The following is a 25,111-nucleotide window of genomic DNA, read 5'->3' as shown; positions in this document are numbered from 1 at the left end:
AAGGTCTATTTTAAAGACTTTATTTGAAATTGGTAGTTATATATTTTTGTAGCGTGTCAGAAGTCGGGTCCGCCGCAGGGCAGATAATCTTTGTATCCAGAATATGCCGTTGAGCTGATCAATCTCATGCTGAAGGCAGATGGAGCGTAATCCATCTGCTTCTTCTGTGTGCTCCTTGCCATAAAGATCCGTGTAGCAAAATCGTATGGTTACTGAGCGTTCGACAGGAGCCGAAATACCCGGCATGGAAATACTTCCTTCTTCATTCTGCTTTTTGTTATCTGACAGCCAGGTAATTTCCGGATTAATGTAAATCTCTGGCATGTTGGATTGAGGTAGGTCCAGCAGGACCACGCGCTGGTTAATGCCAATATGGGGGGCAGTAATGCCAATACCGGGAGCTGCGCGTAGCGTATCCAGCAGATCTATGGTGAGGGTACGTAGAGCGTTATCGAACTCTATTACGGGAGCACAAATCTGCTTTAAACGCTGGTCAGGGAAAAAGATAATTGGCTGTACGGTCATATGTAATCTTTGTGTTGGTCGATATGTGCTGGATGGCTCTGCCAGTCGGTATGGTTCACTTTTATCGCAGATGTCTAAGCAAGCCAATAAAGTGCTTTTGATTGTCTGGAAGCATTTTGTGGAATTTAATAACGTATTGGGGCTTGCTCATTGGGGCATCTGTTGCCACAGTTCAGGAATGAGGACCATTAAAGTACTCATTCCCATGCGGTTATCCGTCTTTGGCGGTTATATCTCTTAATTTTCTACGTAACCCGAACCATTTTGAGTGCTAAAGATAATGCAACCATCTGCATTTCAACCCAACCATGTCCATGACCGGCGCTCTTTGCCTGAAGCATTTGCGAGTGTTCGGGTACCGCAAGATAATACCCACTGGATGCGACGTTTTTTAAGCTATGTCGGGCCGGGGTATATGGTGTCGGTCGGGTATATGGATCCCGGTAACTGGGCGACCGATTTGCAGGGTGGGGCTCAGTTTGGTTATACGCTTCTGTCTGTTATTTTATTGTCCAATTTTATGGCAATTTTACTACAGGCCCTTTCCGCAAGATTGGGCATAGCAACGGGGCTAGACCTTGCTCAGGCCTGTAGGCAGCGTTTCCATCCTGCTGTGAATTTTCTGTTATGGGTCGCGTGTGAACTCGCAATTATTGCCTGCGATCTGGCGGAGGTTATTGGTACGGCTGTTGCGCTGCAACTGCTGTTTCATATTCCGTTGCTTGTTGGGGCTTTGATTTCCAGCCTTGATGCCGTGCTGATTTTGTTCCTTATGAACCGTGGTTTTCGGTATCTGGAATCGTTTATTATTGGTCTTTTAGCGATTATTGCTCTTTGTTTTGGCGTGCAACTGGTTGCCGCCGCTCCGCCTTTTGGGGCAATCCTTTCCGGATTAAAGCCATCAGTTGAAATTCTGACCAATAGTCAGATGCTCTATATTGCCATAGGTATTATTGGCGCTACTGTTATGCCGCATAATCTGTATTTGCATTCATCCATTGTGCAAAGTCGCGCTTACGACAGAACGGAAAAAGGTCGTAAGGATGCGCTCCGCTGGGCGACGTGGGATAGTTCAATCGCTCTTATGCTGGCATTGTTCATTAATGCCGCTATTTTAATCGTGGCAGCCGCAGCATTCCATACAACCGGGCATCAGGATGTAGCTGAAATAGAAGATGCCTACCATTTGCTTTCCCCTCTGTTGGGAATGGGCATTGCATCCACGCTGTTTGGTCTAGCTCTCCTTGCTGCGGGCACAAACTCGACCATTACCGGCACGCTGGCTGGACAGATTATTATGGAAGGGTTTCTTCATATCCGGCTGCCTCATTGGGCAAGGCGGTTATTAACCCGTGGTCTGGCGATCATACCGGTTGTTTTTGCCACGGCTATTTACGGTTCATCAAGCGTTGGACAGCTTTTAATGGCCAGTCAGGTTGTGCTGTCCATGCAGTTACCTTTTGCGGTTATTCCTCTGGTTCTATTTGTTTCCAACCGTAAGCTTATGGGGCCTTTTGTTATATCGCGCCCGCTTATGGTTTTTTCTTGGCTTGTTGCTGGTGTTATTCTTGTTCTGAATTTTAAGCTATTGTATGATACCTTGGCTTTCTGATTTTTACTTATTCAATAAAAGCCCGTGCTAAATCTTAAAATTTAGCACGGGCTTTTTTTGTCTATTATTTTATAATTTTGGAAATTGCTGCATTTACTTCTGCTGCTTTTTCCAATTGTGGCATATGCCCTGTTTGTTCAAGAGTGATAACCTCTATGCTATCTGGTAAGCCCTTTGCATCTGTCGGGGATAAAACTTCATCATCAGCGCCCCATATAATCTGCGCAGAGCCGGAAAAACTTGTCAGAACTGGTTTAAGATCATCTGCCTGTTTGCCATCCGGAAAACAGCTTGTCGCAATAGTTTGAAGGCTCTGAAGCGCACCATCCAGACGTTTGAAACGAATGATATCTTCAACCATTCTACGCGAGATAAGTGTTTTATCGTGCACCAGATAGTGCAGAACTGGTTCCAGAGTTTTGCGGCGATCCGCAGAGATAAAACCATCAATAAAATCCATGTTGATGGCTCGCCCCAAACCTGCGGGGGCAATGAGTGAGAGTGAAGCGACTTTTTGTGGGAATGTTTTGAGCAACTCCAATGCAATGGCACCCCCGAGCGAATGCCCAACAACGTGAGCCTGAGCGAGGCCCAGCTTATCCATTAAAGCGGATGTTGTGGCAGCAAACGTGGCAGGTTTGCCGTCTCCCACAGTTTTGGTGGAGCCTCCATGGCCAGGCAAATCAAAAGCAATAGTTTTTCTGCTGCCAGCAAGATCGTTCTGGTTCAGCATCCAGTTGCTTAAATCGCCACCAAAACCATGAATGAAGATAAGAGGTGTATCTTCCCCCTGCCCTGCTTCCTGAACACGTAGTGTTAATTCGCCTACAGTGACCAAAGTGGGTTCCGCGTGGTCAGTCTGGGCGGTATCAGCACTGCCGGATGAAAAATCAGACTGGAATTTTTCAATAAATGCGTCAAGGTCTGCATCACTGACCGTGGGGTCGGCCAGCACACCTAGCAAGGCACCAACGGGCAGAGTTTCACCTTCTGTGGCGACCTGACGACGCAATGTGCCTGTGGCTGGGCTTTCGTAACCATTGGTGATCTTGGTAGTTTCTATATCTGCAATTTCCTGCCCGACATCAATTTGGGCACCGGGGGAGACATTCCAACTGGTTATTTTTCCTTCGGTCATGGCCAGACCAAATTTGGGCATTGTAATGGGGGTAATAAGGTCTGTCATTGTTCAGGCATCCTGCTTTGCTTTTTTGTAGGCCATTACGGACCGCACGGCGGATTCAATGCGGGCGGAATCAGGGAGGTATAGTTTTTCCAACACCGTTGCGAAGGGAACTGGTGTATGTGGTGGCACCACCTGACGAATAGGTGCTTTAAGGGCGTCAAATGCTTGTTCTGCCACAAGTGCAGCGACATCTGTTGCCATGTTGCAGCGTGGGCTGGACTCGTCCACAATAACCAGACGCCCGGTATCTTCCACGCATTCCAGTATGGTCGCACTATCCAATGGAGAGGTCGTGCGGGGGTCAACAACCGTGCAGCTTATGCCGTCTTTTTCCAGCCTGTCGGCTGCTTCATTGGCAAAGTTGACCATGCGGCCAAATGCAACAATGGTGACATCATCTCCTTCCCGCGTAAGGTTGGCCTCACCAAATGGAATGGAGTATGGCTCATCCGGCACTTCTTCCTCATCATCATACATGACTTTATTTTCAAGGAAGATCACAGGGTCATCGTCTCGTATGGCTTCGATCAGGAGGCCCTTTGCCTCATAGGGACTTGAAGGAACCACAACTTTAAGCCCCGGAATGTGGGTAAAGAGCGGGTAAAGCGCCTGACTATGCTGTGCTGCGGCATTAAAGCCTGCGCCATACATGGCTCTGATGACCAGCGGAGTGCGGGCTTTGCCACCAAACATGTAGCGGAACTTGGCAGCCTGATTCATGATCTGATCCAGACAGCAGCCAACAAAATCCACAAACATCAGTTCTGCAACAGGTCTGAGACCTGTCGCGGCGGCACCTACGGCGGCACCAATGTAAGACGCTTCGGAAATGGGCGTATCAAATACCCGGTTGGCACCAAATTCCGTGTAAAGCCCTTTGGTTACGCCCAGAACGCCCCCCCATGCATCGACCACGCCGGCAGTGCCACCCTGCCCGCCCGCAATATCTTCGCCCATAAGAATAACGCGTGGATCACGCTGCATTTCCTGCCGCAGAGCTTCGTTAATAGCCTGCCGAAAGCTTTTTTTGGACATAGTGACTCTCCATTTTACGCTTGGATTTAGTAAGAGACGTAAACATCTGCTTCCAGATCTGCGGGTTCGGGTAATGGGGCGTTCTTGGCAGCGGTAACGGCCGCGTCAATTTCGTCCTTTACGCTGGCGTCAATATCATCCAGTGCGGATGGCTCCAGCAGGCTGACTTCCGTTACACGTTGCCGAAAGTTTTTAAGGCAATCATGCTCCGCTCTTAAGCTGGCAACTTCACCATTGGCGCGGTAAGTCATGGCATCACCTTCAAAATGGCCATACCAGCGGGCTAATTGAACGTGCAGCATAACCGGGCCGTTGCCTGCCCGCGCATGAGCTATGGCGGCTCCCGCCGCTTCGTAAACAGCAAAAAAATCAGTGCCGTCACAATCAAAATACGGCATACCAAACCCAGCAGCGCGGGCTTTTTGCGTTCCTGCACATGCGTAGGATGCGCCTGTAGCCTCACCATAGCCGTTGTCTTCACAAACGAATACGGCAGGGAGTTGCCAGACCATGGCCAGATTCAGGCTTTCCAGTGTTGTGCCCTCATTGGATGCCCCGTCACCGTAAAACGCCACAGCAACACCGCCATCGTTCAGCACTTTATGTGAAAGTGCCGCGCCGCAGATAAGGGGAGGACCGCCTCCGACAATGCCGTTGGCTCCCAACATGCCCAAGGATAGGTCTGCAATATGCATAGACCCCCCTTTGCCATGGCAAACGCCTGTTTTGCGGCCATAAATTTCGGCCATCATACCATCTACGCCCACGCCTTTTGCAATACAGTGACCATGACCACGGTGCGTGCTGGCAATGGTGTCTGTGTCTGTCAGATGCGCACAAACACCAACGGCGGATGCCTCTTCACCACAGTAGAGATGAACAAAACCCGGAATTTCTCCGGTAGCGAACTCGACATGAAGCCGTTCCTCAAAGTCGCGGATTGTGCGCATGGAACGATAAGAACGCAGAAGAATATCGTGTGCGATCTGCATGTTTGCCCCCGGTTTGTTGTGCCGTATGGGTTGGAAACTAAAACGGAATTATTCCGCCCCATTCCACAGATCAGGACATGATGTGGAGTGGGTATACACGCAGTTATGGGCCGATAGCTTGAGGGGTAAAGGGAATGCAAAATTCCGCTCACGCGTATTTGAGGCCGCCAGCAGGGAAGTGTCGCACATCCGAAACGTAATACACGTGGAGCAACATTTTTTGATGTATGAGTAAGAGCGCTATGAACTCACTCGCTTTGTCTTCCGGTGTGTGGTCGACTTTGCCACCAATGGTCAGAAGGTCGTGGCGCAGATGTGCGGAAGAGTATGGTATTGCCACAGATCGTGCGCTGACAACGGATATATTGTGTTCTGCCGAATTGCGGCAGGCGCGTGAACGCATGGGCGTAACCATGAAAATAGCAGACCCGGAACTGGATCGGCTGCATGGCATTGTATCCACTCTGGATTATAATGTGCTGCTTGCAGACCCTGCGGGTATTGTGGTGGCCCGGCGAGGTGCTCCCCCTTTTGAGAAAGGGTGCCGTCGCTGGCATTTGTGGCCTGGTGCCAACTGGGCGGAATCACTGGCAGGTACCAACGGAATTGGTACCTGTCTTATTGAAGGTGTGCCCGTTACGGTGCACCGCGACCAGCATTGGTGTACGGGGTTGCGTTACCTTACCTGCTCGGCCGTACCATTTTATGGTCCGGATGGTCGGGTTGCTGGTGCGTTGGATGCCAGCTCCATCCGTGCAGATCCGTCCGGCCATGTCGCCTTGATGATGGAAGCAGTACTGGTCGATGCCGCCCGCAGGTTGGAACGGCGAAGTTTTTTGGAAGCTTTTCGCAACCGTAGTGTTGTATTGTTAGGAGAGGGCGAAGGCATATCGCTGCCTATGATCGCACTGGATGATAAACGGATTGTGGTCGGTGCAACCTATGCCGCACGATCTCTGCTTGGGATAGATAATCCTGAAATCGCAAGTGTGTGCTTTGACCTGGGAGCCAGAACAACGGGGATTCCAGATTTTCAGGAGGCAGAGCGGACAGTTATAGAGGCTGCTCTTTCCATGGCGCAGGGGAAGATTGCCCCTGCTGCACGTTTGTTAGGGATCAGCCGTTCCACTCTTTATCGCAAGATTGGTGCGCTGGCCCACCTTGCCCCTTCATCCTCCAGTCAGGTGGATTCATAACGTGGGTTAAAGGGCACTTTGGATAAAAGGTAAAACATTCTGGCAGATTATAAGTTCTTCATGCGTGGGCTCAACGCGCACACGGATTGTGCTGCTGGGAGAACTAATAATGGCTGCATTTTTTTGGTTAGCGTCAGTATCAAGTTTTAATCCTAGCCAGCTCAGAGCAAGGCAGATTGTTTGGCGTAATTCAGCATCGTGCTCACCTATACCAGCGGTAAAAACCAGTCCGTCTATGCCTTCCATAACAGCTGTAAGTGCACCGATCTCTTCCACAATGCGGTAAGCAGAGAGGGAGAGTGCTTGCTGCATATGTTTACGTATGGCTGGATCGGCCTCGGTAATCAGGCGTTCCCGCAGGACTCTCATATCGGTTGATATGCCTGAGACACCTAATAAACCAGATTGGTGGTAGAGTGTGTTGACCAGTGTCTCCCAATCTGCATTTTCTTCCTTGATCATGTAAAGTAACGCGCCCGGATCAATCATGCCGCAGCGGCTGCCCATCATAAGGCCATCCAGAGTGGAAAAACCCATTGTTGTTTCAAAACTTTTCCCATGTTTTAAAGCGCACAGGCTTGCTCCGCTTCCCAAATGTGCCAAAATAGTCCGCCCATTTGCGAGTTCCGGATCTATGAGCTGGAGCCTTTGAGATAAAAAATCATAAGAAAGACCATGAAAGCCATAGCGGCGTACTCCCTTTTCTCCATAACGTCTGGGGAGTGGTAAGAGTTGGGCAATGTCGGGGATGGAACGGTGGAATGCTGTATCAAAACACACAATTTGTGGCAGCTGAGGTCTATATTTCGTTATGGCATGGACGGGAGCCAGAGTTTGAGGCTGGTGTAGAGGTGCAAATGGCGTCAAGGATTCAAGCTGCTTCAGTAATTCTGGTGTAACGCGGACTGGATCAACAAAGTCTGCCCCCCCATGAACTATTCTATGCCCTACGCCTACAATATGATGGGTTCCCTGTTCATGTTCAGATAACCATGAAAAAAGATATTCTAGGGGGTCTTTATTTTTCGTAGAAAAAGTGTTTTGCGTGATAAGTTGATCATTATGGTCGGATGCCAGAAAATGGAAAGTCTCATTGTCATATTCAATGCGACCTTTAATGAGCTTGATGATGATTGATTTTTTTTCAATCTTAAAAATCGTGAACTTTAAGCTGGAAGAACCAGCATTAAAAACAATGACTACATTCGACATGAACGATTTTCCGCATAGTGCGCAGCTTAAAAAGCAGCAGCCTGTTGCACCATATATCTGGCATATAAAGCCCCAATAGCTGCCGAAGCCAGGCGGGCTTGCACGCTGTCTGCCCTACTGGTCAGGACTATGGGAACTTTTGCACCGACTGCAATTCCTGCTGAATCGGCCTGCGCCATAAAAATAAGATTTTTAGCAAGCATATTCCCCGATTCTAGATCTGGTGTAACCAGAATTTGCGCTTGTCCTGCTACGGGAGAAGCGATGCCTTTTATTCTGGCGGCTTCAGGGTTAATGGCATTATCCATACCCAGCGGGCCGTCCAGTGTCCCTCCAGTGATTTGTCCTCTTTCGGCCATTTTACATAGGCTGGCAGCATCTAATGTGCTTGGAATTTTGGGGTTAATGACTTCCACTGCCGAAAGAATAGCAACTTTAGGTGACCCAAGGCCCAAGCCTATGTGTAGGTCAATTGCATTTTGAACAATGTCCCGTTTTGTGGATAGATCAGGGAAAATGTTGATGGCTGCATCCGTTACAAAAAGTAAGTTTTGGTAAGTGGGCACAGCAAGCAGAAAAACGTGGCTTATACGGCGACCTGTGCATAAGCCATTTTCTGGAGCAACAACGGCGTGCATGAGCACATCTGTATGCAAACTCCCTTTCATAAGGCCATGGACATGACCAGTTCTTGCAAGCTCTACGGCTTTTTGGGCAGCGCTTTCGGGAGTTTTTGAATGAATGATCTGGTAAGGTTGCAGGTCAATCCTGTTTTTGTCCGCAATTTTGTGAATGCAATCCTCATCCCCTAGTAAAACTGGCTGAATAATCCCCTGCTGTGCAGCATCCAGTGGACCAAGCAATGCGTGGTCTTCACCGGGCCAGACAACTGCGTAAGGTGCTGGAGTATATGCGCGTGCACGATTGATTAAATCCGTAAAGCATTGGTGGGGGTTGGGAGGAGTTGCGCTCATACTGGGGAAAAGAGGTGTTGTTTGCATCATATGAAGTCTGACCTGCTTTTGTGTTCCACCAGTTATACGACGTGCTTGGAAAGCGATTTTTTTTGTAGCGTTGTTTTTTAATGAATAGGTGAAGAAGATATTTTGGTAGATACAAGATTGGGTGAGGCAGTATAATGCGCTGGTTTTGTGGGAGCCGCAGCGCTGTCCACAACAATAACGGCTGTTCCGGCTAATATGGAAGGTGTTCTATCCGGGCGTAGTAAAGCCCGAAAACGTTTGTCCGTTAGCGCTTTGCGCTCATATTCGGCATCCAGAAGGCCGTTTTGATCAATAAAAATGTTTAACGATGCCGGAATGCGAATACAGCCAGCGGAAGCCATGTGACCGAGTTGACGCTCCAGAAAAACAGGGTCTGTTGCGTGCATTTCCAGCCTTATGGGGCCTTGTTCTCGGCTTGCCAGCCATCCTTTTTCTGCAACCTGCCAGCCAAAGTCCCAGACGCGCATCCCTTTGACACCATTGCCCATAATGCCATTCTCATTCTTGGTGCCTTGTGCGCGATAACCTAGCCGATCTGCTGTGTTAGCAAAAATACCGACAGGCGTGATGTAGTGATGCTTGCGACCGATTGTGCCTGTGGAAATGCGTGTGCAGCCGATAATACTCCAATGTTTCTCATCTGGCTGAATAATTACAACGCAGGCACGCTGCACCTTAGGGTTGCGGTCAACAATTACTACAGTTTGGGGTGTCTGAAGAGTGTATCCGGAGTGGCTGATTTGTTGGCGCGCTAGTGTAAACCAGTCACTTTTCTGCATTGTTGTTGGAGTAAACGACACAAGTACATTTTTGTGAAAAAGTAGCCGAAGACGGTCGATTTCCGCTTGTATCTGCGTGTCACCTAACTCCATTTCTGGTGCTGGTGCTGGTGCTGGTGCTGGTGCTGGCTGCCGAGTCAAACTGATGGCGACCCTGTGGTCTTTTATGGGGGAGGAGCGTAAAGGTGCCCCGATATCTCCATTAGGAAAAAAAACCTGAGGAGGTGTTCCCTGAATGGTTTTGGAGAGTTCGTCAGCAAAGTCCGAACTGGTGGGATATGGTGCAGCCTGAAGGTTCTGAGTGGCAAAAAAACAGCCAAACATAATCAGGAAGATGGAGTATCTTGCCGCACACACCGGGTTCCGTTCCCCTGCCGGTTAAGAGTAATTATGACTTATGGCACTTCTTGTTCATCAGCGGAACATCCAAGGCAGTTAATTATGTAGCAATTTACTAAGGCAAGAATTTTGTAGAGTATTAAAAATACTCTCTCATTGTCTTGGCAATGAGAGAGTAAGTGTAGGAACAATAGGATAGGTTATATTTTAGTATATGATAACAGAACGGATGGATTTTCCATCATGCATGAGTTCAAATGCATGGTTAATGTCATCCAATCCCATGGTGTGGGTTACAAAAGGTTTAAGATCAATTTCACCCTTCATCGCATCTTCAACCATGCCAGGCAGTTGGCTCCGCCCTTTAACACCACCGAATGCAGTTCCTTTCCATGTACGTCCGGTTACGAGCTGGAAGGGGCGTGTTGAGATTTCCTGCCCTGCCCCAGCCACACCAATAACGACAGATTGCCCCCAGCCCCGGTGAGCGCATTCGAGTGCCGCGCGCATAACGTTCACATTGCCAATGCACTCAAAGGTGTGATCTACCCCCCACCGGGTGATGTCCAGAATAACCTGCTGAATTGGTTTATCGTAATCTGAAGGATTGATGCAGTCAGTTGCTCCCATTGCAGTGGCAAGCTCAAATTTGTCCGGGTTGGTATCAATGGCAAAAATGCGGCCAGCTTTGGCTTGGCGTGCCCCCTGAATGACGGCCAGCCCAATACCACCAAGGCCAAAAACGGCAACGCTATCGCCAGCTTGTACTTTGGCCGTGTTATGTACAGCGCCAATTCCGGTTGTTACACCACAGCCTAGAAGACAGACATGCTCGTGATCAGCATGAGGGTTGATTTTGGCAAGGGAAACTTCCGCCACGACAGTGTATTCGCTAAAGGTTGAACATCCCATGTAATGGTAGAGTGGTTGCCCATTATAGGAGAAGCGACTTGTTCCATCGGGCATAACCCCTTTCCCCTGTGTTTCGCGCACCGCTATACAAAGGTTGGTTTTGCCTGATGTGCAGAATTCACATTTGCCGCATTCCGCTGTGTAAAGGGGAATAACGTGGTCGCCGGGTACAACGGATGTCACCCCTTCCCCAACCTCCACTACAACGCCGGCCCCCTCGTGGCCCAATACGCATGGAAACAACCCTTCAGGATCGCTGCCGGAAAGAGTGAAGGCATCCGTATGGCAAACGCCTGTATGAGTAATATGAACGAGCACTTCCCCTTTTTTTGGAGGAGCAACATCAATTTCAACAATTTTCAGAGGCTCGCCAGGAGCGAAAGCAACTGCTGCACGAGATTTCATGATTATTCCCTTCTATTTACTTGAGGTAGGTGCGTATAAGCGAAAGAATATTATCAATACTGGCCTGTTGCGCTGAGGATATTTGGGGGGCAGAACCAAACTCTTCGTGGAGGTACATCCCCATAACTTCTGACATAAGACCATTGACTGCACCACGTATTGCCGCAAGCTGCTGTAATACTGGCCCACAGTCAGCCCCTGCTTCCAATGCTTTTTCAAGTGCATCACATTGCCCACGAATGCGCCGTAAACGTGTGAGTGCTTTTTTCTTATCTGCTGGGGTGTGAGGCATTCTGTACATCGTCCTTTGGTACTATGGGGGAGTATAGTATATTGCCCTGCATTTGGCTATTTTTTTATGAAAGCGTGGTCGTGCGCTGAATGATGCAGAAAGATTAGATTGGAAATTTAGATTTTAAGAGTTCATATAAGCCAAAAATTAGAGAAATAAATATACTGTTAATAGAGAATGCCATAATGAAGAAAGAAATTTCAGGGGCATGAAAAGATAATGAAAGAATTTTTACTGTGTAAAGAAAAATAAAAATTGCAAATAGCCTGAAAAAAGTATTATAATTTTTTGTTATGTATTGAATTTTTTTCGGAAATTTTTTGTAAATATTGCTGAGACAACACGCCCAAAGTAGGCATGTTGTGAAATTCAAAATTTCTATTTTCAGGAGTAATGAATCAGTCATGATGTTTTGAGGTCGGAAGAGAATACATATAACCCATTGCTATTAAACCTGCCAAAGCGCAAAAACCATCAATGGTGAGATGAAGCGTGCTTTCCCATTGGGCTAAAGGCACTGCAATGAAGTCAATAGGGGGGAGACTGAACCCCGCTAACCCTATTGCCCAAGTGATTATTTGTCTGCTTTTTTGTATAGGAGCAATCAGGCATAACAAAAGACAACTCGCCCAAACAGAAAAAAATACCCAGATTTCGGCAGAACTTCTAACCTGCCAATGAGCGGGTAAAAGCCGGTTACTGGCAAACAGGCTTAAGCTGGAACATACAAGTCCACCCATCACTGCAATATTAAGGCGTTGGACAAGGCAGAAAGTCGGTTGAGTGTGTTTTTTTTGTTTTGCAGTATAGTACACCAATCCGCTCGCGATCATAATAGTCGATACAGTTCCTCCAACAAACCAAATCCATCGTAATAAAACCCCCATACTGCGGCTAATATGAAGGCCACTCATAACATAATAAATATCTTCCAAATCGGATGCTGGTGCAGTTTTGATCAAAAATTGACCTGTCAGACTATTAAATACTACTGTGCTATCATTCGCATTCAGACTATTGTGCCTGATTGCTGATATTGTTGTTTTTTCATCATCAAAAAGCCCATAAGATGGGGGGCGACCGAGGGATGTTTGAGCTTTCTGTATCATAAGCGCTAAAGAAGCATGTGGGCTCCAGTGCACTGGAGCCGTTGTTACTGTGGTCTGAACTGTTGGTACTGTGGCGGAAGACTGTATGACAGGTAGGGCATTCTCCGCAGTTAAAAGCAGGCCAGTCCAGACAATCATAATATGGAATGGGAGCATTGCACTCCCAGTAATGACGTGCAGATCTAAAAGGCAGCGTGGCAGAGATGCCTGTAGTCTGAGAGTAAAATAATCAGGCATCAGGCGTTTGAGATGTAATAAAATACCCGAAAGCATAATTGCGGCAAACGTAAAAGCGATCCCTGCGACCACACGTTCACCCCACGGTGATGGGATACGCAGCGTGTAATGAAAATTGAAGAAAAAACTGCCTCCTTCAGTATTCCTGGCCATAATGGATTTTCCCGTTGAGGGATCAAGAATTGGCCCTACAAATTTGTGTCCATCGTAATGTAAAATACGTAAAGTAGGGTCACGTGGTTCTGGTAACAGCAGGAAGGATGGAGAGGACCCAGCTTTGTCAGCCTCATACAAAAGCTGTTGCGCGCGTTCTAGGGCTTGTGTCGTAAGTTGAGAATTATAAGGAACTATTGCGGTTTCCGGCTGCATCCAGCGCGTTAGTTCTGTATCAAACAAGGCAAGGGTGCCTGTAAAAAAAATAGCAAACGCAAACCAGCCTGTTACAAGGCCTGCCCACCGATGCATCCATGCTAGTCTGGCGCGTCGTGCAGGGGTCATGGTTGCATGGCCAATGCAATCCCTCCGCTCAGGACCAATATTATGCCGGTTCCCAAAGCGTTACGGGGGTTATGCACCCAAAATGCACTAACAAGCACAACAGGAGCAATGGCGCTGGCTAAAATCCTATAAGCTTGCGTTGTTACGGCAGAAAGAGCCGGAAAGTAATTAACAATGGCGGACCCCCAGAGCACGAGAGCTAACCAGAGCAATAGCGCTGCAACAAGACGCAGGGAATAATTTTGCAAAGCAATCATGCCGTTGCCAATGGCAGGCATGAAAAAATTTGACTATTCCATGCCTGCAAAATTGCGGTGCTTATATAAGAGTGGGTGGGAGAGGCGGCAGGCACGGTTGCTCGCTTTCGTATGTCAGATGGCTAGCATTCCCCTTATGCCATAATGCGAATTACTCTCACCTTCAAGGTTGTCTGCTCATGTTTCCGGCTTATGCGTTCAAATCGAGCGCATAAAATTATTTGTCTGGCGCAGATAAAAAACAAAAAGTCATTTTTCTATTGTTCGGGCCAGTTCTGCCAGAGCATTAATCTGGCGACTAAGAAATTCACGCGTGCCTACATCTGTTAAGCTGAGTGTAAGAGAATCAACCTTACTGGGAACCTGACTAATCATGGCTTCAGGTTTGTTCAAAACATAAGCGTCGAGAAAAACAAGGCTTTGGCGCAAATGGTATTGCGCTCTTGCCCCGCCAATAAGGCCGGGAGATGCGGTTTGAATGGCAACAGGTTTTTTAGAAAAAGGTTGCGGCGTTACACGGGAGAGCCAGTCTATGGCATTTTTAAGAACACCGGGAATGGAGTAATTATACTCTGGCGTTACAATAATTACGCCATCTGCAGCTTGAATCTGCTTAGCCATATCAACGACTGTCGGGGGAAAACCCTCGTCCTGTAAATCCTGATTATAATGAGGAAAATCCCCTATACTTCCAAGGGGAGTGATGGAAACATCGTCAGGGGCTAATTCAGGCAAGCTTTGTGCAATGGCCGCATTATAGGAATTGCGGCGTAGGCTCCCTAATAGGGTAACAAAAGAAAGGTTTGTGGGAATAGCCATGCTCTGATCTCCTTATGAGTAGGATAGACGCAGAAAGAACATATGAGGAACATTAAGCGGGAATGCTGCCAAAATTCCCGTTGTTAAAATCTTCTATGGCTTGCCTAATTTCAGCTCGAGTATTCATGACAAACGGACCATACCCTTCAATAGGTTCGTTCAGGGGGGCTCCAGTCAGGATCAGAAAACTACTTTTGGCTCGTGCATGAAGAGTGACGTTAGTTCCCTCTTGGTCAAGAAGAACGAGTTGGGCGCTTCCAAGTTCCTGCGTGTCATTGACGATTAACCGACCTTCAAGCGAGACAACGGCGGCATTATGCTCTTTTGGTAACGTGAAAGAGACAGATGCACCCGCATTCAGGCTGACATCCCATACATTGAGTGGAGAAAATACGCGCGCGGGGCCTTCAATATTAGTATAGCGTCCAGCAATAACCCGCAAAGATCCAGCATGATCCGGTAGGGAAAGTGTGGGAATAGTACTGGCCAGCAGGGTTTGGTAGGCTGGAGGTGTTTGTTTATCCTTGGCGGGAAGATTGACCCACAACTGAACCATTCTGAAGGCTCCTCCAGCTCGGGCATAGGCTGGGGAGTGAAATTCCTGATGTACAATTCCGCTGCCGGCCGTCATCCACTGTACATCTCCCGGTCCAATGGTGCCTCCACCGCCTGATGAATCGCGGTGTTCGACTTCCCCATCGTAAACAATGGTGACGGTCTCAAACCCGCGATGAGGGTGTTCCCCAACACCACGGCGTTCGTCTGTGGGTTGGAACTGGTGCGGCCCTGCATAATCAAGCAGCAAAAAAGGACTGAGGTGCTGGCCTAGCGTGGTATAGGAAAACAAGGAGCGGACAGGAAAACCATTCCCTACCCAATGACCATGGTCGTTGCCGTAAAGGCCAAGGATTTTTTTTTGCATGTGTCTTTTCCTTCATATTGGAACACAAGGGACGCATTGCATTTAGTGCTGACCTTGAAGATAGGATTTAGGTAGCGTTCTATACAGGTGGAAAAATAAAACACTGTGTTCCATGAATGAGACGATGAGAGACCTTAACGATTTTTACTACTTTGTTCAGATTGTAGAATATGGAGGCTTTTCGTCAGCAGCACGGGGGCTTGGAGTTCAGAAGTCTTTGCTAAGCAGACGCATCGCTTTATTGGAAGCGCGGTTGCACACACGGTTGTTGCAGCGTTCCTCCAGACATTTTTCGGTGACCGAAGCAGGGCATCGGTTTTACAAGCATTGTAAGGCCATGCTGGCTGAAGCCGAATTGGCGGAACAATCGATTGCACAACTCCAGGCAGAACCATGTGGGTCAATTCGAATGAGTTGCCCTGTTGCGTTGTTGAACTTTCAGTTCGGCGCAATTCTTGCACGTTTTGTAAAGCGTTATCCTTCTGTCGCCTTGCAGTTGGAAAGCACAAATCGTCGGGTTGATATATTGCAAGACGGGTTGGATATTGCCGTACGTGTGCGCTTCCCTCCGCTTGAAGCATCAGATCTTGTCATGCGGGTTCTCGATACCAGCACACAGTGCCTGGTTGCAGCCCCAGAATTGCTGCCTTACCCCCTCCCCTCTCCCGCTGATTTGACTGGGCTACCAAGCCTGGATTTTCATACAACGCCCAATGACCATGCCTGGGTGCTGGAAAACAAGATTGGGCAAATAGCCACCGTTTTCCATCAACCCCGTTTTGCAACAGATGATATGTCTGTTTTGCGGGAAGCCGCCCTGATGGGTGTTGGGGTTGTACAGTTACCCACAATTATGGTGTGGAAGGACGTTGAGGCTGGGCGACTTACGCGCGTTTTGCCTGATTGGACGCCACGTGCGGGTATTGTGCATGCGGTTTTTCCATCCAGAAAGGGCCTGATGCCAGCGGTAAGGGCATTGCTCGATTTTATGGTGGAGGAATGTGCGCAACAAAGGCAGTTGGCAGCGTCTTCTTTTTTAACGCCATAATGGTATGGAGCATCCATTATGGCGTTAAAATGCATGGTTATTTCATATATGGAGTGGTTGATTATGATAATGTATAAGATGTTTACTTGTTACGATAGTATATGCCTGTATTATCGCACTGATAGATAGTTTGTTCAGGCGAGAAAAAACCGGTTGACGGTTGGGTTCCAGTAATTTTGCAATGGTTATCAACCACAAACTGGTCCCATTGTTTTTGTCTGTAGTTGTGCAAAAGGATCGACCCGCCCCACATTACTCCACCAACTATTACAAATGCCAGAACCCACACAAAAAATTCTTTTGTATTTTTGCTCATATTCCACGTCCTTGCTGAATGCGCAGGCTGTAGTCTTCTTGTTGTGACTCTCGCCCATAAGGAACCGAGCGATGGATGCTATCTAATTACTTTTTACGTATGTGGCAAATAGCGTATTGCTAACGCGGAATACCCTATAAATTTTCCATTTATTATATTTATTTATAATATGGCAGGGCTGATGGGAATAAATTTTAGGTGTATTTCATAAAATCTGCGCTCCATGCCGTAAAAATGGAGCGCAGATGTATCGACAATATCGTGCGTATGGTTGGACTTATGCAGCTGCTAGTAATTGCGCATCTGATGCAGAACCAAAAAATTCATAGCGGATATGAGTGGCAGGGACGCCTTGTGTTTTTAGAGCTTTAATCATGTCCAGCATAAACTGGTCAGGTCCACAGAGCCGATAAACGGTGTTGGGCTCAATCTGTGTTGCCAGCCATTCTGGGGTAATGCGTCCCGCATGGTGTGCCAGATGTGCGGAAGATGCTGCATGGTCCGGGATGCCAGCGCTATAAAAAATATCCGTTTGCACGTTATTCTGGGTAGCGAGTTCCTGCAAATAGGCTCCAAATGCCAGCGTATCGGCTGCATGTGTGCCATGTACAAAACGGATCGGGTTCTTTGCTTGCTTTTCTTCAATTAATCCCAAGGCTGAGACGAATGGCGTCAGCCCGATGCCAGCACTGATAAACATGGTTTTTGTTTCTTGTGCCGGATCATAAACAAACTCGCCCGCGGGAGCGGAAACAACAAGTTCATCCCCTTCCTTTAGAGTGTCATGAAACCATGATGAGACAACACCGCCCTCTGCTTTGCGGATGCTGAGGCGATAATGATCATCTGCTGGAGCAGAGGAAATACTATAATTACGCCGCTGGGAGCCATGGTTTGGAATGTCCAGCTTGAGACTGAGATATTGACCTGGCTGATGCCGCATGACGGGTTTTCGGTCGGAGGGAATGAGCTCAAAAGATTTGACCGTGCTGCTTTCAACCGTAATGGAACGCACAGTGAAACTGCGCCAGCCGACCCATCCGCCCGGAGCGGAGGCATGAGCGTGATAAATCTGTTTTTCCCTTCCGATCAGCACATCCGCTAAAAACCAGTAGGCTTTGCCCCACGCTTCCATAATTTCGGGTGTGGCGGCGTCTCCCAGCACATGGGCAATGGCTCCAAGCAGTGCTTCACCCACAAAAGGATAATGTTCGGGTAAAATATTCAGTCCGACATGTTTTTCCGCAATGCGTTCCACCATGCCACCAAGAGCGCCTAAATTATTGATATTTTTGGCATAAGCCAAAACAGCCAGAGCCAGCGCTTTAGGTTGCTCACCATCTTTTTGGTGTGACATGTTAAATAAATCACGGATTTCCGGCTTTGATAAAAGTCGGCGATACATTTCCTGCGTTATACTAAACCCGTGCGCTTCAAGAGCGGGAACACAGGCAGAAACAATGGACCGGGTTTTGTCGTCTAGCATGGTGCTCATCAGAGATGTCCAAAAGATGTAAAATACAGGCACCTTTAATAAGGGGGGCGCAATAAGATGTCAATAAAATACACCTTATTCTGGACGCGCTATATGCTAGCCAAGCCATGAGTGTTGCGAATAAATAATGCACAGACATGCAAAACTTGCATATCATACTTGTAATCCGTTATAAGGGATAAATTTCAATAAAAAGGACGCAATATGGTAAAGTTGACAGCGCTTCTGACAGACGCCACGATTTTTGTATTTTTCCCATGGGTATTGTGGCGACTCATGCAAAAAGCGTTGCCAATAGCTGTGTTGCCTATTCTTGTTGGTATAGCTTTAGCCGTATGGCATATACCTGTGCAGGAAATGGGTATTCCATCCGTGTATGGAAATAATATTGGGTGGGTTGCCGTTCTTGTTCTCGCTTTTACTGCAGGGCTGGAAATGTGGCAGCACCCGGGAGGAGAGCCGACAGGTCAAAGCTTTCCTCAACCAACAATAGGCCGTCTTTTTGGCGGTGCTGCGGTTGCTTTGGGGCTACCCTTTTTGGTTGGTTCATTTTTGGCTTACACTGTTTTTTTGCATCTCAAGGGGTGGCAGGCACCGGATGCAGAACCGTGGGTGGCGGCAGCTTCCATTGGTTTATGTATTGCCGTAAGCGCCTTACCTGTTCTGATCGGCGTTGTGCGGGAGTTGGATGCGGATCAAAAACCTTTGGGGCAACTTGCACTCAAATTGGCAGTGGTAGACGACGCTGCTTTGTGGATTGGGTTGGCGGCACTTCAATTCGCTGCGCGTGGCTCTGCGGCCTTACATGGCTGGACTGGTTGGGAAGTATTGGCCATTTTTCTGCTGGTTGGGCTGGCAGCGGCTGGTTATTGGGCTTCCAGGCATTTCCGCCATCCGCCACTATGGGTGATCTGGCTGGCTGTACCAGTTTACCTGGCCGCTGGGTCCTGGGCCAGTATGCAGCTTGGTCTGCATGAGTTGATCGGAGCTTATTTTGCAGGTGCGATCATGCCTCCAAGCTGGGTTCGGCGGTTGCCGGTGGAAGCGGTTGGAACATTTGCCCTGATCTGGCTGGCTCCGATGTTCTTTGGTCATAGTGGTTTGCATATCAATGGTGATGCACTGACATGGCCGTCGGTTGTGGCATCCCTGGCTTTGGTTGTGGTTTCTATTTTAACCAAAATTGTAGCGGTTTATATCTACCCCCCTGCTGGAGGTTTAAAACCGCGGCAGGCTTTGGGTGTTGGGGCTCTTTTGCAATGCAAGGGTCTGATGGAAATTGTGGCTGCGACCATTCTGCACAGTCAGGGTATGCTTTCTGACTTTGGTTTTGCATCTTTGATGGTTCTCGCCGTTATCTCCACAACTTTAACGGGGCCATTGTTCAAGCTGTTAGCTCCTCGCAAGGCATAGGATGTATGCGTTACATGGCAGTGCTGGTGTGGAATATCCCGTTGCCGCTAAAGCTTCCATCACAGTATTGTCATATGCATAACCCTTGGCAAACAGGCTGAGTTGTCCAATCCCTGTCAGGGATTAAAGGTGCAGCTTGTGTGTGCCTCTATTATCAATAAAGGAGCTGGTACCTTATAATGCCCAGCATTCCCACAGCACAGCAGGACAAGGCGCCACAGTGGTTGGCTTGGCTCGCGGTCGCCCTCTTCCTGTCTTATCTTGCTGTTGCCATGTCTATGCCGACAACCTCGGTATATGTCGCAACCTCGTTGCACATGGGCAATGCCCTTGCCGGACTTGCTGTTGGTGTTGCGTTTGCTTCGACCATTGTAACGCGCGGCTTTGCCGGTCGTTGTGCGGATCATCAGGGTGGCAAACGGTGTATGCTGTATGGGTTGGCTCTGTATACAGTTAGCGGGCTGCTAACCGCAGTTGTCACTTGGATGACAACCCCAGTAGCTGCGTTTTGTATGCTGCTCATAGCGCGTCTAACCCTTGGCCTGGGTGAAAGTCTGGCTGTTGTGGGGATGCTGGCTTGGGGCATTGGCCTTATGGGGCACAATCGTTCTGGTCGGGTCTTGTCCGTTGTTGGGATGGGTATGTATGGCTCGCTTGCCGTAGGGAGCCCGGTGGGGCTAACGCTATACGACCATGGTGGCTATGTGTTGGTCGCACTCGGCTGCATTGCCACGCCATTAGTTGGTTTTACCATGGCTGCTCCTGTAGTGGCTGTGCCACCGCATGGCGGGGAGAGATTGCCGGTTGGGCGTATTCTCCACAAAATTTCAGATCTTGGATTGGTCGTTTTTTTTCAAGGTATTGGTTTTGCAGCTATTGGGGCGTTTATGCCCCTTATGTTCCTGCATAGGCACTGGCCTCATGCGGCGCTGGGTTTGACGTTTTTTGGCGCAGCTTTTGTGCTGGTACGAATTTTATGTAGTCATCTCCCTGATCAATTAGGGGGTGCGCGCGTAGCTTGGATTTCCATGGTGGTGGAGACCTGTGGGCAGATGTTACTATGGCAGGCGACCAGCGCGAATATGGCACTCGCTGGGGCATTTTTGACCGGGTGTGGCTGCTCCATGATTTTCCCTGCCATGGGGGTGGAGGTTGTCCGGCGTGTTGCGCCTCAAATGCGTGGTACAGCTATGGGGGGTTTTGCGGCTTTTCAGGATCTTGCATACGGCGCAACAGGTCCTTTCGCCGGTCTCCTTGCTGAGTGGGCTGGGGATGAATCCGTGTTTTTGGTTGGTAGTCTTGCCGGGGTTAGTGGTCTTGTCATGTCTGCCCGGCTGGCATGGCGCGAGCGTGCTGGAGCCTTGGTCGATTGAAAACAGCATGATGGAGACAACAATGAAACCAGTAATGTTTGTAGCGACCGTTCTGTTAGGTATTCCAACATTGGCAAGCGCACAGACTGTGCCTGTCGCGTTGACTCATATCCGGATCATAGACGGTACGGGAGCTCCTCCCGTAGAAGACGGAACCGTAGTTATGCAGGATGGGGTTATCGTAGCGACAGGCAAAAACGTTGCATTGCCCGCACATGCTAAGATTATGGATCGGTCGGGGAAAACTGTTTTACCGGGGCTTATTTCCGATCATAGCCATATTGGCCAGTTAAAAGGTGTTGTGACTGGTCCGCAATTTTATACGGTCGATAACATTTTGCCCGAACTTGCGCAGTACCGCCGCTATGGTGTGACAACTGTGACAGCTCTAGGTAACAATGTTCCGCACGTTTTTGATCCCATGCGCAAGGATGCGCACATGGGGCTGCTGCCAACTGATCTGTTCGGGGTTGATCAGGGTATTGGTGTTCCGCGCGGAGCTCCCCCAGTGAATGTTGCGCCCGACCAGCTTTTTAGACCTCGCACGCCAGAAGATGCCCGGAAAAATGTAGATACAATGGCAGAAGAAGGCACTGATTTGGTCAAAATATGGGTGGATGACTTTGACCATTCGTTACCTGTAAAAATGGATCCGGCTATTATTGCTGCCGTAGTAGATGAGGCGCATAAAAAACATTTACGGGTTGCCGCGCATATCCATGATCTTGATGATGCTGAGCATGTTGTTGCGGCTGGAGTGGATATTCTGGCGCATGGAGTGCGCGATAAGCCAGTTCCGTCTTCCTTGGTTCAAACCCTTAAAGAGCGCGGCATATGGTATATACCCACTTTGCAATTGGATGAAGCAACCACGGTATGGGCAGAGCAGCCTACGTGGGTAAAAACTCCATTTGTAGTAGCCGGTTTATCCGCGCCATTATTACAACAGATCAACAATCCAACATGGCAACGCAATAATAGCAATGGAGCCAAGGCGGATTTTGCCCGTACATCTTTAGCAATGAATTTACAAAACCTGCAAACGTTGTGGAAAGCTGGGGTCAAGGTTGGTTTTGGAACAGATAGTGGCGCAACCCCTTTACGTGTGCCGGGAGTTGCTGAGCATCGCGAGTTAGCTTTGATGGTGCGGGCTGGTATTCCTCCCCTTTCTGCGCTGCAAATTGCAACACAGAGCGCTGCTGAATTGCTGGGGTTGCAGGACCGTGGCGTTATTGTGGCGGGTAAAAGAGCAGACCTGCTGGTTGTTGCCGGTAATCCTGCTGTGACGATGGCAGATGCTGACCAGGTGGTAGAAACATGGGCGAATGGCAATGCTGTTTCTGGTCCCGTACCTGTGCAGGAGCCACGGAGTGCCCCCTGAAGCTCATTCCTGCTTGGAGTGAAAAAACGCCCGCAGCACCTGTTTTTAATGAACCAATGGGGGAACAAAATGCACGTATTGAGAGCGTTTTTGCTTGGAACCTGTTTATGGGGAGGAGTAGCAACGGGGCTGCAGGCAGCGGAACCCCGTATAACCAGTAATCAGGACCCCGCCTTTGGCCAAATTGGAACGGTTCAGATTATTGCCAGCATAACAGACCCTGATCCGTCAGGCATTGCTGTTGTTAACGGGCGATTGTTTCTTACATTTCCCAAGCATGATGGTGACCACCCAGGACCAGTTCTGGCAGAATGGAAAAATGGTCAGCTCGTACCCTTTCCATCAACAGCATTTGCAGCTTCCACTGTTGGCTCCCCGCAATCCAGACTGGTTTCCCCCCATGGTATGACAACGGATACACGCGGGAATTTATGGATTATTGATGACGGTAAAATCAAAGGCCTCCCTATTCCTGCTGGAGGAGCAAAGGTTGTAGGGATCAACCCTGTAACGGGGCGGATTATCGCCAATATTGTGCTTAAGGATGCTTTGTTACCTGGGAGCCATATGAATGATCTACGGATTGATCTGACACATGGCAAAAAAGGAACGGTTTACATTACTGACAGCTCGTTTGATGGGCATCCGGCTCTGGTCGTGTTGGATATTGCCACGGGGCAACAGCGCCGTGTGCTGGAAAATACGCGTTCCGTTATGCCAGATACCGGGTACCAGACTGTACTCGATGGCCGCGTTTTGCGTTATGACCCCAACCACCCAACGTTCCCCGCAGGTGGTGCTGATGGTATTACCTTGTCGCCTGATTCTTCCAGACTTTATTATGCGCCATTAGCCAGCCGTCGGCTGTATAGCCTGCCAACCGATAAGCTGGCGGACTTTGCCCTGAATTCTCAAGAGCTTGCAACGTTTGTCGTAGATGAAGGGGAAAAGGGCGCGGCCGATGGCCTGACAACAGACCCATGGGGCCGGATTTATACAACAGCCGCTGACCATGATGCCGTGTTTCGCCGTAATGTGGATGGGACTTATGAAATGGTTGCGTCTGATCCTCGGTTTGTATGGCCAGATGGCATTTTTGCTGACCGGCAGGCAGTGTATGTTGTGATGGGGCAATGGAGCCGCCTTCCCCGCCTGCATGATGGGCAGGATATGCGCAAACCTCCATTCCTTGTTGTTAAAATACCAATTACAGCTCCGTAATTTGAGCATGTTGATTTTGCTGGGGTGCGGAATTATTGGAAGTCGCCAGATCAGAATTTAGCGTAGTTGGCGAGAAAATACACAGATGGTCTGATTTTACTGGAGCGACCAGAACAAGACCTGCTTGCTGCGCTGTTCGCAGGGCCAGAGCTGTCGGTGCGGAAAGGGAGACGAGCGCAGACATACCCGCAGTAATAGCTTTGGTTGCCATTTCGTAGGAACAACGGCTGGTTAATAAGCAAAAGCCGTTTGTGAAATCGTAATTGTTGTTCAGGCCGTAACCAATAAGTTTGTCCAACGCATTGTGCCTGCCGACATCTTCGCGCGTGAAGGTGATTTGTCCATTTACTGTGCACCATGCTGCCGCATGGAGCATTCCTATTCCTGCGTTTAATGTTTGGTGTTGCCGCAAGTTCATTACGGCAGAGCGAATAGCTGAAAATTCTGGTGTGTATCCCGTAATGCTCTTTTGGCCGCGTTGGAGAAGGCTATCCATATCGGAACCACAGATTCCACAACCGGTTCGACCGGCTATGGGCCTGCGGGTCCGTGCCAGAACTGTACGCAATGCTTCCGCACCAACACGGATATCAGCGCGTAAACCACCAGCCGCAGAGGTAACAGAGAGCAGCTTGATATCAGAAGGAGATTGAACAAGGCCTTCAGTCAAGGAAAAACCGATTGCAAAATCAGTAATATTATGTGGGGTAATCATCATTACGGCATAATCAAGGCCGTTATAGACCAAGGCCAAGGGCACTTCTTCAGCCAGATTTAAAGTATCTTCGCTAATACAGGGGGTGTTGTCTGATGAATTATGCCATGTCATTCGTTTTGCTGGATAAGATGTGGAAATGGGAAATATTTCCTTATTATTCTCCATTATTTTTATTCCTGCTCCAATAGGTGTTTACAGTAATCAGGTCTTGGGGAGTATTGATGTTTAAAAATGGATCATTGGATGATAGGGTTGAAAAATCAACAGCATCTGCTCCGAGTGCATCTGCTAGAGTGCAGACACGAGTGCTCTGTTTTCTGTTCTGATCCGTTATATTACCGAGTTGTGCAGCCAGTAGTGCCCGGGCAGGTGTAACAGGCCATAAGGCAACAAGAGGATGGTTTTGTCCGTTATAAGTTGCGTAGGATGCGCCGGGCTGTAGTTTGCTAACCAGATTGACCGGAATAAAGGGTGTGTCCACCGGTACACTCACCAGCAAATCAAATCCTTTTGCTTCTGCCCACTCCAACCCGCGGAGTAACCCGGCGAGTGGACCTACACCTTGTACCGTATCGGCGATTACAGGAAAATTCCATGCTTTGAATCTACTGGCATCACCATTGGCGCTGATGGCAATATCAGTACATTCTTCCATAAGACGGGTTATAACCCAGTCGATACACGGACGGTTGCCGATATTTATAAAGGCTTTATCGGCGTGGTGCATCCGTGTTCCCTGCCCGCCCGCCAGAACCAGCCCGGCCACTTTGTGTTTATGCTGCATAATTAGCCGTGCCTTTACCCGTTTACGCTGT

General features: G+C 48.7%; 24 protein-coding genes. 7 read left to right on the top strand and 17 right to left on the bottom strand.

Going from position 1 to position 25,111, the window contains the following annotated elements; genetic code table 11:
• Positions 1 to 36: 36 nt before the first annotated feature.
• Positions 37 to 525 (bottom strand): peptide deformylase, encoded by a 489-nt coding sequence (locus tag Absy_RS07215; RefSeq protein ID WP_048854069.1) that lies wholly within the window; start codon positions 523 to 525, stop codon positions 37 to 39.
• A gap of 280 nt (positions 526 to 805) precedes the next feature.
• Here Absy_RS07215 and Absy_RS07210 point away from each other — a divergent pair, with 280 nt between their 5' ends.
• Positions 806 to 2,137 (top strand): Nramp family divalent metal transporter, encoded by a 1,332-nt coding sequence (locus Absy_RS07210; protein ID WP_048854068.1) that lies wholly within the window; start codon positions 806 to 808, stop codon positions 2,135 to 2,137.
• 64 nt (positions 2,138 to 2,201) lie between these two features.
• On the opposite strand, the gene Absy_RS07205 is transcribed toward Absy_RS07210, so the two are convergent.
• The 3 genes from Absy_RS07205 to Absy_RS07195 are packed head-to-tail and all read right to left on the bottom strand — an operon-like array spanning position 2,202 to position 5,350.
• A complete protein-coding gene (locus Absy_RS07205) occupies positions 2,202 to 3,323 on the bottom strand; it encodes an acetoin dehydrogenase dihydrolipoyllysine-residue acetyltransferase subunit (RefSeq protein ID WP_048854067.1) in 1,122 nt (373 codons plus the stop codon).
• A 3-nt stretch (positions 3,324 to 3,326) separates the two neighbouring features.
• Entirely contained in the window at positions 3,327 to 4,358 is a 1,032-nt protein-coding gene (locus Absy_RS07200) for an alpha-ketoacid dehydrogenase subunit beta (RefSeq protein ID WP_048854066.1), read from the bottom strand.
• A 26-nt stretch (positions 4,359 to 4,384) separates the two neighbouring features.
• On the bottom strand, positions 4,385 to 5,350 hold the full coding sequence (locus tag Absy_RS07195; protein WP_048854065.1) for a thiamine pyrophosphate-dependent dehydrogenase E1 component subunit alpha: 966 nt from the start codon (positions 5,348 to 5,350) through the stop codon (positions 4,385 to 4,387).
• Between the two features lie 227 nt (positions 5,351 to 5,577).
• Here Absy_RS07195 and Absy_RS07190 point away from each other — a divergent pair, with 227 nt between their 5' ends.
• Positions 5,578 to 6,546, top strand: coding sequence for a helix-turn-helix domain-containing protein (locus Absy_RS07190; protein ID WP_052945723.1), 969 nt, complete (start codon positions 5,578 to 5,580; stop codon positions 6,544 to 6,546).
• A gap of 6 nt (positions 6,547 to 6,552) precedes the next feature.
• Here the strand turns inward: Absy_RS07190 and Absy_RS07185 are convergent, their stop codons facing one another.
• The 9 genes from Absy_RS07185 to Absy_RS07145 all read right to left on the bottom strand — a co-directional run bounded on the left by Absy_RS07185 (position 6,553) and on the right by Absy_RS07145 (position 15,331).
• Positions 6,553 to 7,758: an acetate/propionate family kinase gene (locus tag Absy_RS07185; protein ID WP_048854062.1), complete on the bottom strand. Its 1,206-nt coding sequence runs from the start codon at positions 7,756 to 7,758 to the stop codon at positions 6,553 to 6,555.
• Positions 7,759 to 7,784: 26 nt separating this feature from the next.
• On the bottom strand, positions 7,785 to 8,762 hold the full coding sequence (locus Absy_RS07180; protein WP_048854061.1) for a bifunctional enoyl-CoA hydratase/phosphate acetyltransferase: 978 nt from the start codon (positions 8,760 to 8,762) through the stop codon (positions 7,785 to 7,787).
• A 77-nt stretch (positions 8,763 to 8,839) separates the two neighbouring features.
• Positions 8,840 to 9,634, bottom strand: coding sequence for a L,D-transpeptidase (locus tag Absy_RS07175; protein ID WP_146802497.1), 795 nt, complete (start codon positions 9,632 to 9,634; stop codon positions 8,840 to 8,842).
• A gap of 453 nt (positions 9,635 to 10,087) precedes the next feature.
• Positions 10,088 to 11,197, bottom strand: a complete 1,110-nt coding sequence (locus tag Absy_RS07170; protein WP_048854060.1) for an S-(hydroxymethyl)glutathione dehydrogenase/class III alcohol dehydrogenase — start codon at positions 11,195 to 11,197, stop codon at positions 10,088 to 10,090.
• Positions 11,198 to 11,213: 16 nt separating this feature from the next.
• Entirely contained in the window at positions 11,214 to 11,489 is a 276-nt protein-coding gene (locus Absy_RS07165; protein WP_048854059.1) for a metal-sensing transcriptional repressor, read from the bottom strand.
• Between the two features lie 398 nt (positions 11,490 to 11,887).
• Positions 11,888 to 13,333, bottom strand: coding sequence for a PepSY-associated TM helix domain-containing protein (locus tag Absy_RS07160; protein ID WP_084596982.1), 1,446 nt, complete (start codon positions 13,331 to 13,333; stop codon positions 11,888 to 11,890).
• Positions 13,330 to 13,611 (bottom strand): hypothetical protein, encoded by a 282-nt coding sequence (locus tag Absy_RS07155; protein ID WP_048854056.1) that lies wholly within the window; start codon positions 13,609 to 13,611, stop codon positions 13,330 to 13,332. The genes Absy_RS07160 and Absy_RS07155 overlap by 4 nt, the downstream gene beginning before the upstream one ends.
• 228 nt (positions 13,612 to 13,839) lie before the next feature.
• Entirely contained in the window at positions 13,840 to 14,409 is a 570-nt protein-coding gene (locus Absy_RS07150) for an NADPH-dependent FMN reductase (RefSeq protein WP_048854055.1), read from the bottom strand.
• A 52-nt stretch (positions 14,410 to 14,461) separates the two neighbouring features.
• The gene (locus Absy_RS07145; RefSeq protein WP_048854054.1) at positions 14,462 to 15,331 is read right to left on the bottom strand and encodes a pirin family protein; all 870 of its coding nucleotides are present in this window, start codon (positions 15,329 to 15,331) and stop codon (positions 14,462 to 14,464) included.
• 124 nt (positions 15,332 to 15,455) lie between these two features.
• On the opposite strand from Absy_RS07145, the gene Absy_RS07140 reads away from it, so the two are divergent.
• Positions 15,456 to 16,379: a LysR substrate-binding domain-containing protein gene (locus Absy_RS07140; protein WP_048854053.1), complete on the top strand. Its 924-nt coding sequence runs from the start codon at positions 15,456 to 15,458 to the stop codon at positions 16,377 to 16,379.
• A gap of 82 nt (positions 16,380 to 16,461) precedes the next feature.
• Here the strand turns inward: Absy_RS07140 and Absy_RS07135 are convergent, their stop codons facing one another.
• Positions 16,462 to 16,695, bottom strand: coding sequence for a hypothetical protein (locus Absy_RS07135; RefSeq protein ID WP_048854052.1), 234 nt, complete (start codon positions 16,693 to 16,695; stop codon positions 16,462 to 16,464).
• A 277-nt stretch (positions 16,696 to 16,972) separates the two neighbouring features.
• The gene (gene hmpA, locus Absy_RS07130) at positions 16,973 to 18,190 is read right to left on the bottom strand and encodes an NO-inducible flavohemoprotein (protein ID WP_048854051.1); all 1,218 of its coding nucleotides are present in this window, start codon (positions 18,188 to 18,190) and stop codon (positions 16,973 to 16,975) included.
• Positions 18,191 to 18,394: 204 nt separating this feature from the next.
• On the opposite strand from hmpA, the gene Absy_RS07125 reads away from it, so the two are divergent.
• From Absy_RS07125 to Absy_RS07110, 4 genes are all read left to right on the top strand, one after another.
• Entirely contained in the window at positions 18,395 to 19,603 is a 1,209-nt protein-coding gene (locus tag Absy_RS07125; protein WP_048854050.1) for a cation:proton antiporter, read from the top strand.
• Between the two features lie 179 nt (positions 19,604 to 19,782).
• On the top strand, positions 19,783 to 20,976 hold the full coding sequence (locus tag Absy_RS07120; RefSeq protein WP_048854049.1) for an MFS transporter: 1,194 nt from the start codon (positions 19,783 to 19,785) through the stop codon (positions 20,974 to 20,976).
• 34 nt (positions 20,977 to 21,010) lie between these two features.
• Positions 21,011 to 22,357: an amidohydrolase family protein gene (locus Absy_RS07115; RefSeq protein WP_371263711.1), complete on the top strand. Its 1,347-nt coding sequence runs from the start codon at positions 21,011 to 21,013 to the stop codon at positions 22,355 to 22,357.
• A 69-nt stretch (positions 22,358 to 22,426) separates the two neighbouring features.
• Positions 22,427 to 23,578: an SMP-30/gluconolactonase/LRE family protein gene (locus Absy_RS07110; RefSeq protein WP_048854104.1), complete on the top strand. Its 1,152-nt coding sequence runs from the start codon at positions 22,427 to 22,429 to the stop codon at positions 23,576 to 23,578.
• Here the strand turns inward: Absy_RS07110 and fdhD are convergent.
• The gene (fdhD, locus tag Absy_RS07105) at positions 23,565 to 24,461 is read right to left on the bottom strand and encodes a formate dehydrogenase accessory sulfurtransferase FdhD (protein ID WP_084596980.1); all 897 of its coding nucleotides are present in this window, start codon (positions 24,459 to 24,461) and stop codon (positions 23,565 to 23,567) included. The two genes, Absy_RS07110 and fdhD, sit on opposite strands and share 14 nt — an antisense overlap.
• On the bottom strand, positions 24,451 to 25,080 hold the full coding sequence (mobA, locus tag Absy_RS07100) for a molybdenum cofactor guanylyltransferase (RefSeq protein ID WP_048854047.1): 630 nt from the start codon (positions 25,078 to 25,080) through the stop codon (positions 24,451 to 24,453). Before mobA ends, fdhD begins: the two co-directional genes overlap by 11 nt.
• Between the last annotated feature and the right edge of the window lie 31 nt (positions 25,081 to 25,111).

The sequence above is a fragment of the Acetobacter syzygii genome (genome assembly GCF_000964225.1).
GTDB classification, from domain to species: Bacteria; Pseudomonadota; Alphaproteobacteria; order Acetobacterales; family Acetobacteraceae; genus Acetobacter; species Acetobacter syzygii.
This window is presented reverse-complemented; position numbering and strand designations above follow the sequence as displayed.